The following is a 13,613-nucleotide window of genomic DNA, read 5'->3' as shown; positions in this document are numbered from 1 at the left end:
CGGGAGAGGTGGTTCCCGGCGCTCCGCCCTACGGCGCCGGCTGCACCCCGTGGTGCGCATCGAGCACGGCGTCCGTCGTCGGGTGGGTCTCGGCGACGCTGTCGGCCCGGGCGAGGTCCGGCGAGGTCGCCTCGCGGCGCAGATCCGCGAGCGCCTCGTCGAGCGGCAGGGTGCGGGTCTGCTGGCTGCCGAGGCGCCGGATCGAGACCGTGCGCTCCTCCGCCTCGCGGCGGCCCAGCGCCAGCAGCACCGGCACCTTGGCGAGCGAGTGCTCGCGGACCTTGTAGTTGATCTTCTCGTTGCGCAGGTCCGCCTCGACGCGCAGGCCCGCCCGCTCCAGCGCCCGCACCACCTCGGCGGCGTAGGGGTCGGCCTCGCCGGTGATGGTGGCGACCACCACCTGCACGGGGGCGAGCCAGAGCGGGAAATGGCCGGCGAAGTGCTCGATCAGGATGCCGGTGAAGCGCTCCATCGAGCCGCAGATGGCGCGGTGGATCATCACCGGCGTCTTCTTCTGGCTGTCGGCGTCGACGAAGAAGGCGCCGAACCGCTCGGGCAGGTTGAAATCGACCTGCGTCGTCCCGCACTGCCAGTCGCGGCCGATGGCGTCGCGCAGCACGTACTCGAACTTCGGCCCGTAGAAGGCGCCCTCGCCCGGGTTGATCGCCGTCCTGATGCGCCCGCCCGACTGCTCCTCGATCTGGGTCAGCACCTGCGTCATCACCCCCTCCGCATGGTCCCAGAGCGCGTCCGAGCCGACGCGCTTCTCGGGCCGCGTCGAGAGCTTCACGACGATCTCGTCGAAGCCGAAATCCGCGTAGGTGGAGAGGATCAGGTCGTTGATCTTCAGGCACTCGGCGGCGAGCTGGTCCTCGGTGCAGAAGATGTGCGCGTCGTCCTGCGTGAAGCCGCGCACGCGCATCAGCCCGTGCATGGCGCCGGAGGGCTCGTAGCGGTGCACCACGCCGAACTCGGCCATGCGCAGGGGCAGGTCGCGGTAGGACTTGAGGCCGTGCTTGAAGATCTGCACGTGGCCCGGGCAGTTCATCGGCTTGAGCGCGAACCAGCGCTTGTCCTCGGCCTCCTCGCCGGCGCTCTGCGCCGCGAACATGTTCTCCCGGTACCAGCCCCAGTGGCCCGAGGTCTCCCAGAGGGACTTGTCGAGGATCTGCGGCGCGTTCACCTCGGCGTAGTCGCCCTTGAGGCGGCGGCGCATGTAGGCGATCAGCTCCTGGAAGATCGTCCAGCCCTTCGGGTGCCAGAAGACGACGCCCGGCCCCTCCTCCTGGAAGTGGAACAGGTCCATCTCGCGGCCCAGGCGCCGGTGGTCGCGCCGCTCCGCCTCCTCCAGCCGGTGCAGGTAGGCGTCGAGATCGGCCTGTGCCGCCCAGGCGGTGCCGTAGATGCGGGTCAGCATCGGGTTGTTGGAATCACCCCGCCAGTAGGCGCCCGCGACCTTCATCAGCCGGAAGGCGGTGCCGACCTTGCCGGTCGAGGTCATGTGCGGGCCCCGGCACAGGTCGAACCACGCGCCCTGCCGGTAGATCTTCAGGTCCTCGCCCGGCGGGATCGCGTCCACGAGCTCGACCTTGAAGGCCTCGCCCTTGTCGGCGAAGAGGGCGCGCACGTCGTCGCGCGTCCAGACCTCCTTGGTGAAGGGCGCGTCGCGCGCGATGATCTCGCGCATCTTGGCCTCGATCTTCGGGAAGTCCTCCGGCGTGAAGGGCTCCGGCCTCGCGAAGTCGTAGTAGAAGCCGTTCTCGATCACGGGACCGATCGTGACCTGCGTCTCCGGCCAGAGCGCCTGCACGGCCTCGGCGAGCACGTGGGCGCAATCGTGCCGGATCAGCTCCAGGGCGCGGGGGTCGGTGCGGTCGAGGAACTCGATGCGGGCATCCGCCTCGATCGGATCGTCGAGGTCGCGCACCGTCCCGTCGAGGGCCATCGCCACGGTGCGCTTGGCGAGCGACTTGGCGATGCCCTCGACGACGCTGCGGCCGGTGACGGCGCCCTCGTAGGCGCGCGTGTTGCCGTCGGGGAAGGTCAGGATGGGCATCGGGTCGCGTCTCCTTGGCTCACTCCTGCGAACGCGGCAGGTAAGCGGGGTGTGTTCCGAACGGGCCGCCGGGCCGAGGCCGGGGGCGGGCCGCGCCGTTTAGACCGAATTCGGGCAGCGGGGAACCGATCTCGGGGCGCCCGCCGCGCATTGCGGGGCCGGGATGCCTCGGACCGGCGGCCCGTGCGATGTCCGGCCCGAAGCCGCATGCCGATCAATCCTGCTTGAGATCGGCCTTCGGCGGCTCCGGGCGCCATTGCCGATGTCCGTCCGGCGCGCAATCCTTGTTTCGGGGCGGGGGCATCGATCGGGGTGCATGGGGCCGACGAGCGCCATCACGATCACGGTCGAGGAGCTGCATCGTGATACGGTTCTCGTTCGGATCGCCACCCCGGGCGGAGACCTGAGGGTCCTGTGCGAAGCTGCCTTCGTCGGGCGGGAGCTTCACGTCAGGAACGCCCATATCGAGGGACTCAGCTCCGGAGCGGTCGGCAGGTCCGGCCTGAACGGGATCGCCCGGAAGGTTCTGGAGACGTACGATGTCGACGTCATCTTCGTTGAGGGAGCGTCTCGGACGACCGGCTCGAACGTCGGACGACCGCCCCGACCGTTCCGGTACCCCCGTCTTCGTTGAACTGCGTGCCGACCGTCCGCTCGCGCGTCCGGTCAGTCTGGCGCAGGCGCTCGAGGGCTTCGGTCTCGACCTGGAGCAGGCCCATCGCGCGCTCGACACGATCAAGGCGCGCCGGCACGCGCGCCTGGAACTCTACGTCTCCGAGCGGAGCGGTCCGCTCGAGGCCCTGGAGGCGTTCGGGCTGGCTGTCCGCCGGGTCGGGAGCGCCCCGTAGAGTCCGGGCCTGCCCGCGGACGACGGATGGCGACGGTGCAGATCGAAGGTCTCGCCGGCGCCTGACCCCGCCTCACCCCTCCTCCACCGCCTCGCAGGCGAAGGGCGAGGGCGGGGCGTTGACGCCGCGCCAGCGGCCGTAGGCCCAGGGGGTCCAGGCATGGGCGCCCCGCGGCAGCGCCTCGGGCACAAGGTCGATGCCGTGCGTGCCGAAGGGGCCGCAGCGGCAGATCCGGGCGAGGCCCATCCAGCCGCCGGCCCAGACGCCGTGACGCTGGATCGCCTCGTCCGTGTAGGCCGAGCAGGAGGGCCAGTGCCGGCAGTGGCGGCCGACGAGGCCCGACAGGGTGAGCTGGTAGCCCCGGATCGCGATGTGGGCGCCGCGGCGCAGCACCGGCCCTACTCCGCGGCCTGGCGCGAGGCCGACCCCGAAGCCGGCCCGGAAGCCGCCTCCCTGGCGGCGATCTGGTCGAGGGCGTCGACCACCGCGTCGAAGGTCAGCAGCGTCGAGGCGTGCCGCGCCTTGAAGTCGCGCACCGGCTCCAGCACGGCGAGGTCCGCCCAGGCCCCGGAGGGCGCCGGGCCGTTCTCCTTGAGCATGGCGCGCATCGTCCCGCGCACCGCCCGCAGCTCGTCCGGGCGCGCCCCGATCACGTGGCGGGCCATCAGCGAGGAGGAGGCCTGCCCCAGGGCGCAGGCCCGCACCTCGTGGGCGAAGTCGCCGACCGTGCCGTCGGGCGCCAGCGCGAGGTCGACGGTCACGGTCGAGCCGCAGAGCTTCGAGTGGGCGCTCGCGCTCGCGTCCGGCGCGGCGAGGCGGCCGAGACGGGGGATGTCGGCGGCGAGTTCGAGGATGCGGCGGTTGTAGATGTCGTCGAGCATCGAAGCGTGATCCTGCCGGGCTGCGCAGGGGCCCTGGCGAGAACGTGCGGCGCGGCCGCCCGCCTCGGTGGTCAGATGCGCGGCCCGTGCATTGCGCGATCGGGCGAGAACGACGATATAGGCGGGATCGTGCCGTTTCGCGAGGAGGCGGCCCCGTCGACCCGGGTCGCGCCCACGGCTACGGAACCCGTTCTCCTTCAGGGCGCTGGTCTGGGCGGATGATCCCGGGCCCGGGACGGTTCGACGCGATGTACGCAAAGCCGGACAGCACACCGATGACGGCCCGTGTGGCGCGGGCGGGAGATGCCATGGATGCCGCTCTCAAATCCCTCTCGTACCCGACCGCCGACGGGAGCCTGCCCGTGACCGTTCGGGACCTGAACGGGATGCGCAACGACAACGCTCCCGCGCTGACGCCGGTGCGCCCGGTCGAGGTGGCGCCCCAGCCGCCCTCCGCCCAGCGCGTGCCGAACGAGATCGCCCTCGGCCGGCCGAGCCGCGAGGAGGCCGAGGCCGCCGTGCGCACGCTGCTGCGCTGGGCGGGCGACGACCCGACCCGCGAGGGCCTCGTGGACACGCCCGCCCGCGTCGTGAAGGCCTACGACCAGCTCTTCGGCGGCTACCGGCAGGATGCCGACGCGCTCCTGGAGCGCGTCTTCGAGGAGGTCGAGGGCTACTCGGACGTCGTGCTGGTGCGCGACATCCCCTTCTACTCCCACTGCGAGCACCACATGGTGCCGTTCATGGGCCTCGCCCACATCGCCTACTACCCGACGAAGGGCGTGGTGGGGCTCTCCAAGCTCGCCCGCGTGGTGGACACCTTCGCCCGCCGCCTGCAGACGCAGGAGACCATGACGGCCCAGATCGCCGACGTGATCGAGAGCATCCTCAAGCCCCGCGGCGTCGCCGTGATGGTGGAGGCCGAGCACCTCTGCATGGCCATGCGCGGCGTGCAGAAGGCCGGCGTCTCGACGATCACCACCCAGTTCAAGGGCGTCTTCAAGACGGACCCGAACGAGCAGGTCCGCTTCCTCACCCTCGTGCGCAACAAGGGCTGAGCGCGAGGCGCGCGCGCAGCGGACCAACGAGGCGACACCCAGAGGCGACACCCATGAGCACCCCGCCCTTCCCGGCGCCGGGCTCCCGCGCCGAGGTGGAGGAAGGCACCGCCTTCACCCCCCGCTTCGACGGAAACGGGCTCGTCTCCTGCATCGCCGTCGACGCGCGGGACGGGCAGGTGCTGATGCTCGCCCACATGAACGCCGAGTCGCTCCGGCTGACGCTCGAGACTGGCGAGGCCTGGTACTGGTCGCGCTCCCGCGGCGAGCTCTGGCACAAGGGCGCCACCTCCGGCCAGGTCCAGCGCGTCGTCGAGATGCGGGTCGATTGCGACCAGGACGCGGTGCTGATCCGCGTCGAGGTCGGCGGGGACGGCGGCTGCTGCCACACGGGCCGGCGCGCCTGCTTCTACCGGACCGTCACCCTCGACCCGGCCGACGGGCGCCCGGCGCTCCGGACCGCCGGCGCGTGATCCGCGCCGGAGGCCGCGCGTGACCTGGGAGGCCGCCCTCAACGCCGCGTTCCCCCGCCCGCCGGACCACGTCTGGCAGGAGATCCGCCCGCCCGGCACCGTCGAGCCGGTGCGGCCGGTGGCGCCGCGCGGCCCCCGGATCGGCCTCGCCCTCGGCGGCGGCTCGGCGCGCGGCTGGGCGCATATCGGCGTGATCCGGGCCCTGGAGGAGGCGGGCATCCACCCGGACGTGGTGGCGGGCTGCTCGATCGGCGCGGTGGTGGGCGGCTGCTACGCGGCGGCCAAGCTCGACGCGCTGGCCGAGTTCGCGCTCTCCCTGACGAAGCGGCGGGTGGTCGGCCTCCTCGACGTGCGGCTGTCCGGCTCGGGGCTCATCGGCGGCGACCGCCTGCGCCGGCGCCTGGAGACCGACCTCGCGGACCGGCGCATCGAGGGCCTGCCCGTGCGCTTCGCCAGCGTCGCCACCGAGCTCGGCACCGGCCACGAGGTCTGGCTGACGCGCGGGGGCCTCGTCGAGGCCGTGCGGGCCTCCTACGCCCTGCCCGGCATCTTCCCGCCCGTGCCCCTCGACGGGCGGCTCCTGATGGACGGGACCCTCGTCAACCCGGTCCCGGTGACGCTTGCCCGGGCCATGGGCGCCGACCTCGTGATCTGCGTGAACCTCAACTGCGATCCGCGGGTGCGGGGCGGCACCGTGGTCGCCCCGGAGGCGCCGGACCCGGTCGAGGCGGCGGTGGCGGGCGCCGCCGAGGTCCGCCGCCGCTGGAGCCTGCTGCACACGGTGCGGGGGGCGGGCCGCCGCATCGCCGGCCGCCGGCCGGACGGGCGGCGCGACGAGGGGATGCGCGCGGACCATCCCGGCACCCCCGGCATCGCCCGGGTGATGTTCGACGCCTTCAACATCACGCAGGACCGGATCTCGCGGGCCCGGCTCGAGCGCGACCCGCCCGACGTCTCGATCGGCCCGACGCTCGCCGGGATGGGGTTGTTCGAGTTCCACCGGGCCGCGGAGGCGATCGCTCTCGGCCACCAGGCGGCGCGGGCCGCGCTGCCCCGGATCCGGGCGGCGCTGGAGGGCGCGAGCGCCCGGACCTGACGGGCGCGCCGCGCTCCCTCTCCCGTGCGGGAGAGGGCCGGGGTGAGGGGTGCGACTTCTCCGGAAAGACCTGAACCCCTCACCCGGTCCGCGTGCCGCGGACTCGACCTCTCCCGGACGGGAGAGGTGGGCGCAGGCGCCCTCGTATGGCTCGACCCGAAAGGCGTTGGCGCGGGCTCCCTCTCCCGTTCGGGAGAGGGTTGGGGTGAGGGGTGTGACCTCTCCGAAAATCGGGCATCCCACACCCGGTGCGCCGGCGCGCACGCGACCTCTCCCGGACGGGAGAGGTGGGGCGCGCGGCGTCAGGCCATCGTGATGTAGTCGCGCATGGCCTGGTGCTCGGCCTCGACGGTGGCGATCCGGCGCTTGACCACGTCGCCGATCGAGACGAGGCCGACGAGCTTGCCGTCCTCGCAGACGGGGACGTGGCGGAAGCGGCCCTCGGTCATCAGGTGCATCACCTCCTCGATCGTGGTGGAGCGCTTGCAGCTCGTGACCGTGCCGGTCATGTGGACGGAGACGGGCGCGTCGAAGGCCGCGCCGGCCTGACGGGCGAGCGCCCGCATGATGTCGCGCTCCGAGATGATGCCGACGACGTGGCCCTCCGGGTCGCAGACGACGAGGGCGCCGATGCTCTTGTCGGCGAGCAGGTGGATCGCATCGTCGAGGGTACGCTCGGGCTGCACCGTGACGACGGAGCTGCCCTTCTCGGCAAGGATGCGTGCGACGGTCATGTATGTCCCTCCCTGGACGAACATGCGCGCCGTCAGCCCGCGGCGCGTCGAAGGTGGCGGCCGGCCGGGTTCGATCCCGGCACTCGTGCGGATCGCCGCGAGTGTGTGGCGGGCTCGCCCGCAAGGCAAGCGCGGGCGGCCGCTCGGGGGGCGAAAAAACCGGACTTTTCCTGCCGGAGCCGGGGAATGCGGGCTCAGCGGGGCGCGCGGTCCGGCCCGTCGATGAAGGGAAACAGGAAGAATCCCACCGCGAAGCCGCCGAGATGCGCGTCCCAGGCCACCGCCGCGCTCTCGGCGCCGAGCGGCAGGGTGATCGCCCCGAACAGCAGGTTCGTCACCAGCCAGATGGCGAGGAACACCACCGCCGAGCGGTTGCGCAGGAGCTGCGGGATGGTCTCCAGCGGGCGCCGCGGCGGCACCTGCCAGGGCTGGATCCCGTAGCCCGGCGGCGGCGGCTGGAAGACGAAGCGGGCGGCGGCCGCCATCAGGGCCGAGATGCCGGCGGAGGCGCCGACGAGCGGGGCGAGGCTCAGGGGATCGAGGAAGACGTGGAGCGCCCCGCCCGCCACCGTGCCGGCGAGCGCGAGCAGGCCGAAGCGCCAGGGCCCGCAGCGGCGGGCCACCGGCGAGCCGAAGGCCGCCAGCCAGACGCAGTTGAAGATCACGTGCATCCACGAGCCGTGCAGGAGCGCGTAGGTCGCGAAGGTCCAGGGCGCGGCGTCGGGCTCGGCCACGAGGTAGCGGGCGAAGGCCTCGCGGGCGGCGCTGATCCCCGCATCGGTCGAGGCCGCGGCCTTCAGCACCTCCTCGCCCTGGGCGGGGTCGAGGGCGATCGACCAGCGGGCCGGCACCAGGGCGAGGTCGAGGACGAGGCGGATGTCCCAGGCGTCGGGCAGCACGAAGTCGCGCAGGGCCTGGATCGCGAGCATCACCCCGATCGCGGCCGTGACCACGCGCGGCATGTTGAAGACGGGCACGCGGCTCTGGCGCGGGAAGTCGGGCGAGGCATCCATCGCCCCACCATGTCGGCGCGGGCCCCGGGGCGGCAACCCCCCTTGTGGTCTCATCGCGCGTTCATCGGCGGCGCGGGCCCGGGGCGGCGGGCAAGTGCGGCGGGCAAGTGCGGCGGGATTGATGCGGCGGGATTCATCAACAGGCGATTAACCTTGACGAAAGGTTGCGCGAGCGCGGGGCAGCCCCGCGCCCTACTGTTCGGGATCAGCGGACGAATCGGGCCGGCCCCCAAGGGGCCGCGCCGGCGCGCCCGGCCCGGACGTCTCTCCCCGCGCTCCTTCCCGCGACCCTCAGGTCACCATGAAGCATCCGACGAGCCGCCTGCTGCACAGCTACTGGGACCGGTTGCGGGGCGAGCGCGCCGCGCCCGAGCGCGCCGAGATCGAACCCGGCGAGATCCGCAACCTGCTCGCCGACAGCCTGATCCTGGAGATCGACATGGCCGCCCGCTCGGCCGGGCTGCGGCTCGCCGGCACCCGGGTCTGCGCCCTGTTCGGGCGGGAGCTCAAGGGCGAGAGCTTCGCCGAACTCTGGGGCGGCGAGCCCGCGGCCGACCCCTGGCGCCTCATCGAGATCGTGGCGGGCGACACGGTCGGCGTGGTGGCCGGCCTGCGCGGCGCCACCGAACGAGGCGACGCGGTCGATCTCGAATTGCTGCTGCTGCCGCTGCGCCACCGCGGCCGCACCCAGTCGCGGGTGCTGGGCGCGCTGAGCCCGATCGCGATTCCCTCCTGGCTCGGCCTTCACCCCGTCGCGAGCCTCTCGGCGACGACCCTGCGGGTGCTCTCCCACGGGGCCGGGCGTGCTGCGGAGGGCCCCCTCCCCGCCGCCCGCGAGGCCACCCTCGAGGCCGCCCTGGGCGGTCTGCCGCAGCCGGCCAACGACAGCGCGCCGTTCCGGCGCGGGCATCTCCTCGTGCACCGGGGCGGGCGGGCCTGAAAATGCACGCCGCCGCGGCGGCCGGGCAAAGCCTTTCGTAACCCTGCGGCGCCTACAACGGGGTCCGGAATTCCTTAACCCAACCCTGAACCCGCACCCTGGGAAGGCATGACCCAGCCCGCCGCACTCTCCGGGACGCTCCGCCGCCTGAAGACGCTTCAGGGCGCGGAGCAGCGCCGCCACCAGCGCGTGAAGATCGCGCTGCTCGGCCGCTACATGCTCGCCGACCGCCGGGAGTACCCCTGCCAGACCGTGGACATGTCGCCGGGCGGCGTGCGCCTGACCTGTGCCGTGGTCGGCGCCCTCGGCGAGCGGGTGGTGCTCTACCTGGAGCATATCGGCCGGATCGAGGGCGCGATCGTGCGCCACCCGCCGGGCGGCTTCGCCGTGCAGCTCAACGCGACGCCGCGCAAGCGCGACAAGATCGCCTCGCAGCTCACCTGGCTCGCCAACCGCGAGACCCTCGGCCTGCCGGACGGGCGCTCGCACGAGCGCCTGACGCCGACGCAGCCCAGCGTGACCCTGCGGCTCGAGAGCGGCCTCGAATTCTCCGCCCGCCTCATCGACATCTCGATGTCGGGCGCGGCCATCGCGGCGAGCGAGCGGCTGCCGATGGGCACCACGGTCACGGTCGGGCGCACCCCGGGCCGCCTCGTCCGCCACTTCGAGGGCGGTTTCGGCGTGCAATTCCTGCTGCCGATCTCGCCCGACCGCTTCCACGACGGCATGACGCTCTGAGGGGACCGGTGCGGCGCCGAAGCTCCGCGGCTTGCCGAAGCGCCGCGGCTTGCCGAAGCGCCGCGGCTTGCCGAAGCGCCGCGGCCATCACGAATCCGGGCGCGCGCCCGTGATGGTCGGACGACATCCCGCGCCCGGCCTGCCAGGGTTACGGCCTCCTGAATCCGACCCCACCATTCTTCACGATTGCGGCAGCCGCCGGTTCGCCCCGTTGCGAAGGCGGCTCTTGCGGGCGCCGAATCACTCAAATTGTCCGGATCCGCTTCAGCGCGGACGAGGCGCCCGGCCCTCATCCTGCCTCGCATGGATGGGGTGCTCGCCATGCGCAGCAAGACGACAATCGCTCTCGGTCTCCTGGTTCTCGCCGCCCTCGGCACGGGCGGCCCTGCGCGGGCCCAGACGCTCGCCGCCCTGCCCGCCCCGTCCGCCTCGGCGACGCCCGCAGGCGAGGCGCGGCCGATCATCGCCTGGGCGGCCTTCTGCCAGGGCTACGCGGCCGAGTGCGCCGTCGACCCCGCCGAGCCCGCGTCGATCGCCCTGACGCCCGCCACCTGGAACACGATCCTCACGGTCAACCGCCGGGTGAACAAGGCCGTGCGCCCGATGACCGACCTGGAGCACTGGGGCGTGGCCGACCGCTGGGACATGGCCGAGGACGGGATCGGCGACTGCGAGGACTTCCAGCTCCTCAAGCGGCGCCTGCTCGTCGAGGCGGGCCTGCCGCGCCGCGCCATGCGCATGACGGTGGTGATCGACGAGAAGGGCGAGGGCCACGCCGTGCTGACGCTCATCACCGACCGGGGCGACTTCGTCCTCGACAACAAGACCAGCGCCGTGCTCGCCTGGCACCAGACCGGCTACACCTTCATCAAGCGCGAGAGCCAGGACCGGGTGGCCTGGGTTTCGCTTGGTGGGGTCACCTCCCCGGTCACCACCGCCAACCGGTGAGGCGGGCCGGGTTGCAACCGTGCATCACCGTCCCGGAATGGAACCAAGGCGCCACGGCCGGGTTAACTCGGGTTTAACTTTGCCATTGAGCCCCGAGCGTGGCCGTGTCAGCTTTGCCGCCTGAGGATCGGACGGTGGGGCGTCGGGGATGCGGCACGCAGGTCTCGGACAGGGCGGCATGGATGCCGCCCCTTGGATCGGCGCGGCCGCCGCCCTGGAGCCGGCGGCGATCGGGCGCGCCCTGCGGCGGCGCCTGAACCGGGGCGCCGGCCTCGCTCTCGTCGGCGCCATCCTGATGCTCGGCGGCGCCACCACGCAGGCGCGCACGGGCCCGAGCCTGCCCGAGGAGGGCACGCCCGTCGAGACCGGCTCCACGGTCAAGCCGGTGGCGGCCTGGAACGCCTTCTGCGAGCGGATGCCGGCCGAGTGCACGGTGAACACCGCCGAGCCGGCCTTCATCCATCTCGACGCGGCGATCTGGCGGACGCTGACCAGCGTCAACCGCCGGGTGAATGCCCGCATCAAGCCGATCACCGACCAGGCGCACTGGGGCGTGATCGACCGCTGGGACTACCCGGACGACGGCTTCGGCGACTGCGAGGACTACCAGCTCCTGAAGCGGCGCATGCTGACGGAGCGCGGCCTGCCCCGCCGGGCGCTGCGCATGACCGTCGTCATCGACGACATCGGCGAGGGCCACGCGGTGCTGATGGTCCGCACCGACCGGGGCGACTTCATCCTCGACAACAAGACCAACACGGTGCTGCCCTGGGCCCGCACCGGCTACGCCTACGTCAAGCGCGAGGGCCAGGACGGCTCGCGCTGGGTCTCGCTCAACGGCGGCGCCTCGCCGGTGACGACCGCCAACCGCTGAGGCGCTCAGGCGCCGACGAGGAGGGCGGCGAGGTCGAGGGCGATGCGGCCCGAGATCAGGCTCCAGCCGCAGGCGATCATGGTGGCGAGCATCACGAAGGGGATCGGCCGCCCCTCGATGCGGCGCCCGCGCACGGTGTTGCGCAGGATGATGAAGGGGGCCGAGAAGGCCAGCACCGGCAGCGCCGCGACGGCCGCGACGCCGCCGCGCTCGAGCAGCGAGAAGCTCGCCCGCTGCTCGGTGAACAGCTCGTAGGCGCTGGCGAGGAGACCCGAGAGGGCGAGCCCGATGCAGAGGGTCGCCATCGCTTCCCAGGCCGAGGGGTCGAGAGCCATACGCGACGCGCTCCACCGTTAACGAAAGGTGAAGCCACTCTGCCCCAAGGTTGACGAGACGTTAAGCGCCGGACGGGATCAGGGTTAACCCCGTGCACAGGCGATCGGCCCGCGGGGCTCAGTCCTCGAGGTCGATGTCGAGGATCGCCATCCGGAACACGAAGGAATCGTCGCCGTCCTCCTTGTCGTCGGAGATGACGCCGATCGATTCCTCGCCGATGAACACCTCGGCGGAATCGGCCGACTTCATCGCGACGACGCGGATGTTGGCGTTCGCGAACGTGCGGCGCAGGTAGCCCTGCAGCTTCGCGATCTCGGGCTTGGTCACGCTGTCTGGTCTCCCTCGTGGCGTGGCGGGTTGCTGCCCGTGGCCTTGCCACGCCCCGCCGCGGGCGGCAAGCGCGGCCGCCGCGCGCGGGCGGCCCGTCCGGGGCCGGGCGGCGCCGAGCGCCGGCCCGGCCCGCGGGCTCAGATGCCCTCGGCCATGTGGATGAACTGGTCCATGCTGACGAGCTGGTCCATGGCCCGCGCCGGCTCCGCGCAGCCCGCCGTGCCCACGACCCGGGCCGGCACGCCGACCACGGTGGTGTTCGGCGGCACCGGGCGCAGCACCACGGAGCCGGCCGCGACCCGGGCGCAGGCGCCCACCTCGATGTTGCCGAGGATCTTGGCGCCCGCCCCGATCATCACGCCGCGGCGGATCTTGGGGTGGCGGTCGCTGCCCTGCTTGCCGGTGCCGCCGAGGGTGACGGCGTGCAGGATCGAGACGTCGTCCTCGACAACCGCCGTCGAGCCGACCACGAGGCCGGTGGCGTGGTCGAGGAAGATCCCGCGCCCGATCCGGGCGGCGGGATGGATGTCGCACTGGAACACCTCGGAGGAGCGGCTCTGCAGGTAGAGGGCGAGGTCGCGCCGGCCGTGGCCCCAGTACCAGTGCGCGAGGCGGTGCGCCTGGATGGCGTGGAAGCCCTTGAAGTAGAGCACCGGCTCGATCGCCCGCGAGGTGGCGGGGTCGCGGTCCATCACCGCGACGATGTCGGCCCGGAACGCCTCGCCGATGCGGGGATCGTCCTGCAGGGCCTCGTGGAAGCCGTGGGCCACGAGCTCGGCGGGCAGCGAGGCGTGGCCGAGCCGGGCCGCCACGCGGTGGGCGACCGCGCCCTCGAGGGTCGGGTGGTTCAGGATCGTCGCGACGATGAAGGAGGCGAGCTGCGGCTCCTCGCGGAGCACGGCCTCGGCCTCGCCGCGCAGGCGCGACCAGACCGGATCGCACACGCCGGCGATCGCGTCCTGCCCCTTCTCCTGCCCCTTGGCGGGGCTGACCGACGGGCTGGCGGACATGGGCTTCTCCTCGGGTCCGTGCGGCCGGCGGAGCCTCGCCCCCCGCGAGGCTCGGGGGACCGGCGGCCGGCCGGGAAGGATTCTAGCGCGGATTCGCTGCGGGCGGAAAAACCGGCCTGCGCGGCGCCGGGCGGACGCGACGTCCGTCCTCGCTGCGGCGCACCGTGCCCCTAGCGTGGGGTGCCGGGCCCGGCCGATCAAGGCCCGGAACCCGCTGGGGCGGCTTCAAACGCGCGCGCCTGTAGCGGGGTGGCAAAGCCGACGCCCCACCTCTCCCG

At 72.8% G+C, this 13,613-nt stretch carries 16 protein-coding genes; 8 read left to right on the top strand and 8 right to left on the bottom strand.

What is annotated here, in order from left to right; translation table 11 throughout:
- Positions 1–28: 28 nt before the first annotated feature.
- Positions 29–2,056 carry a threonine--tRNA ligase gene (gene thrS, locus MOX02_RS27540; protein ID WP_147028990.1) on the bottom strand — a complete coding sequence of 676 codons (2,028 nt, stop codon included), beginning with the start codon at positions 2,054–2,056 and terminating at the stop codon, positions 29–31.
- A gap of 539 nt (positions 2,057–2,595) precedes the next feature.
- Between thrS and MOX02_RS27535 the strand changes: the two genes are divergently transcribed.
- Positions 2,596–2,904, top strand: a complete 309-nt coding sequence (locus MOX02_RS27535) for a hypothetical protein (protein ID WP_147028989.1) — start codon at positions 2,596–2,598, stop codon at positions 2,902–2,904.
- Between the two features lie 72 nt (positions 2,905–2,976).
- Here MOX02_RS27535 and yidD read toward each other — a convergent pair whose 3' ends face one another.
- On the bottom strand, positions 2,977–3,297 hold the full coding sequence (gene yidD, locus MOX02_RS27530) for a membrane protein insertion efficiency factor YidD (protein ID WP_147028988.1): 321 nt from the start codon (positions 3,295–3,297) through the stop codon (positions 2,977–2,979).
- Positions 3,298–3,302: 5 nt separating this feature from the next.
- Positions 3,303–3,785 carry an iron-sulfur cluster assembly scaffold protein gene (locus tag MOX02_RS27525; protein ID WP_147028987.1) on the bottom strand — a complete coding sequence of 161 codons (483 nt, stop codon included), beginning with the start codon at positions 3,783–3,785 and terminating at the stop codon, positions 3,303–3,305.
- Positions 3,786–4,093: 308 nt separating this feature from the next.
- On the opposite strand from MOX02_RS27525, the gene folE reads away from it, so the two are divergent.
- From folE to MOX02_RS27510, 3 genes are all read left to right on the top strand, one after another.
- Positions 4,094–4,843, top strand: a complete 750-nt coding sequence (gene folE / locus MOX02_RS27520) for a GTP cyclohydrolase I FolE (RefSeq protein WP_488803286.1) — start codon at positions 4,094–4,096, stop codon at positions 4,841–4,843.
- Positions 4,844–4,896: 53 nt separating this feature from the next.
- The gene (gene hisI / locus MOX02_RS27515; RefSeq protein WP_147028985.1) at positions 4,897–5,316 is read left to right on the top strand and encodes a phosphoribosyl-AMP cyclohydrolase; all 420 of its coding nucleotides are present in this window, start codon (positions 4,897–4,899) and stop codon (positions 5,314–5,316) included.
- Between the two features lie 82 nt (positions 5,317–5,398).
- Positions 5,399–6,412: a patatin-like phospholipase family protein gene (locus MOX02_RS27510; protein WP_147028991.1), complete on the top strand. Its 1,014-nt coding sequence runs from the start codon at positions 5,399–5,401 to the stop codon at positions 6,410–6,412.
- Between the two features lie 302 nt (positions 6,413–6,714).
- On the opposite strand, the gene MOX02_RS27505 is transcribed toward MOX02_RS27510, so the two are convergent.
- On the bottom strand, positions 6,715–7,146 hold the full coding sequence (locus tag MOX02_RS27505) for a CBS domain-containing protein (RefSeq protein WP_147028984.1): 432 nt from the start codon (positions 7,144–7,146) through the stop codon (positions 6,715–6,717).
- 194 nt (positions 7,147–7,340) lie between these two features.
- Positions 7,341–8,159, bottom strand: coding sequence for a rhomboid family intramembrane serine protease (locus tag MOX02_RS27500; RefSeq protein ID WP_147028983.1), 819 nt, complete (start codon positions 8,157–8,159; stop codon positions 7,341–7,343).
- 301 nt (positions 8,160–8,460) lie between these two features.
- Between MOX02_RS27500 and MOX02_RS27495 the strand changes: the two genes are divergently transcribed.
- From MOX02_RS27495 to MOX02_RS27480, 4 genes are all read left to right on the top strand, one after another.
- On the top strand, positions 8,461–9,099 hold the full coding sequence (locus MOX02_RS27495) for a PAS domain-containing protein (RefSeq protein ID WP_147028982.1): 639 nt from the start codon (positions 8,461–8,463) through the stop codon (positions 9,097–9,099).
- Positions 9,100–9,207: 108 nt separating this feature from the next.
- The gene (locus MOX02_RS27490; RefSeq protein ID WP_147028981.1) at positions 9,208–9,837 is read left to right on the top strand and encodes a PilZ domain-containing protein; all 630 of its coding nucleotides are present in this window, start codon (positions 9,208–9,210) and stop codon (positions 9,835–9,837) included.
- A gap of 321 nt (positions 9,838–10,158) precedes the next feature.
- Complete coding sequence (locus tag MOX02_RS27485) at positions 10,159–10,785, top strand: transglutaminase-like cysteine peptidase (RefSeq protein WP_147028980.1); 627 nt, start codon at positions 10,159–10,161, stop codon at positions 10,783–10,785.
- A 178-nt stretch (positions 10,786–10,963) separates the two neighbouring features.
- The gene (locus tag MOX02_RS27480) at positions 10,964–11,659 is read left to right on the top strand and encodes a transglutaminase-like cysteine peptidase (RefSeq protein ID WP_238179953.1); all 696 of its coding nucleotides are present in this window, start codon (positions 10,964–10,966) and stop codon (positions 11,657–11,659) included.
- 5 nt (positions 11,660–11,664) lie between these two features.
- On the opposite strand, the gene MOX02_RS27475 is transcribed toward MOX02_RS27480, so the two are convergent.
- The 3 genes from MOX02_RS27475 to cysE all read right to left on the bottom strand — a co-directional run bounded on the left by MOX02_RS27475 (position 11,665) and on the right by cysE (position 13,335).
- Complete coding sequence (locus MOX02_RS27475) at positions 11,665–11,994, bottom strand: DUF6949 family protein (protein WP_147028978.1); 330 nt, start codon at positions 11,992–11,994, stop codon at positions 11,665–11,667.
- 118 nt (positions 11,995–12,112) lie between these two features.
- Complete coding sequence (locus MOX02_RS27470) at positions 12,113–12,322, bottom strand: DUF3126 family protein (RefSeq protein ID WP_147028977.1); 210 nt, start codon at positions 12,320–12,322, stop codon at positions 12,113–12,115.
- A gap of 140 nt (positions 12,323–12,462) precedes the next feature.
- The gene (cysE, locus tag MOX02_RS27465) at positions 12,463–13,335 is read right to left on the bottom strand and encodes a serine O-acetyltransferase (RefSeq protein WP_147028976.1); all 873 of its coding nucleotides are present in this window, start codon (positions 13,333–13,335) and stop codon (positions 12,463–12,465) included.
- Between the last annotated feature and the right edge of the window lie 278 nt (positions 13,336–13,613).

Origin of the sequence: Methylobacterium oxalidis (assembly GCF_007992195.1) — a bacterium.
In the GTDB taxonomy this organism is placed as follows: domain Bacteria; phylum Pseudomonadota; class Alphaproteobacteria; order Rhizobiales; family Beijerinckiaceae; genus Methylobacterium; species Methylobacterium oxalidis.
The sequence above is the reverse complement of the archived record's forward strand: the minus strand, read 5'-3'. Positions and strand labels throughout refer to the sequence as shown.

Coding starts and splice junctions, on each gene's coding strand:
- MOX02_RS27525 (WP_147028987.1), bottom strand. CDS start 3,785: ATGCTCGACGACATCTACAACCGCCGCATCCTCGAACTCGCCGCCGAC.
- MOX02_RS27485 (WP_147028980.1), top strand. CDS start 10,159: ATGCGCAGCAAGACGACAATCGCTCTCGGTCTCCTGGTTCTCGCCGCC.
- MOX02_RS27490 (WP_147028981.1), top strand. CDS start 9,208: ATGACCCAGCCCGCCGCACTCTCCGGGACGCTCCGCCGCCTGAAGACG.
- MOX02_RS27475 (WP_147028978.1), bottom strand. CDS start 11,994: ATGGCTCTCGACCCCTCGGCCTGGGAAGCGATGGCGACCCTCTGCATC.
- MOX02_RS27500 (WP_147028983.1), bottom strand. CDS start 8,159: ATGGATGCCTCGCCCGACTTCCCGCGCCAGAGCCGCGTGCCCGTCTTC.
- MOX02_RS27480 (WP_238179953.1), top strand. CDS start 10,964: ATGGATGCCGCCCCTTGGATCGGCGCGGCCGCCGCCCTGGAGCCGGCG.
- MOX02_RS27495 (WP_147028982.1), top strand. CDS start 8,461: ATGAAGCATCCGACGAGCCGCCTGCTGCACAGCTACTGGGACCGGTTG.
- folE (WP_488803286.1), top strand. CDS start 4,094: ATGGATGCCGCTCTCAAATCCCTCTCGTACCCGACCGCCGACGGGAGC.
- MOX02_RS27535 (WP_147028989.1), top strand. CDS start 2,596: ATGTCGACGTCATCTTCGTTGAGGGAGCGTCTCGGACGACCGGCTCGA.
- MOX02_RS27505 (WP_147028984.1), bottom strand. CDS start 7,146: ATGACCGTCGCACGCATCCTTGCCGAGAAGGGCAGCTCCGTCGTCACG.
- cysE (WP_147028976.1), bottom strand. CDS start 13,335: ATGTCCGCCAGCCCGTCGGTCAGCCCCGCCAAGGGGCAGGAGAAGGGG.
- hisI (WP_147028985.1), top strand. CDS start 4,897: ATGAGCACCCCGCCCTTCCCGGCGCCGGGCTCCCGCGCCGAGGTGGAG.
- thrS (WP_147028990.1), bottom strand. CDS start 2,056: ATGCCCATCCTGACCTTCCCCGACGGCAACACGCGCGCCTACGAGGGC.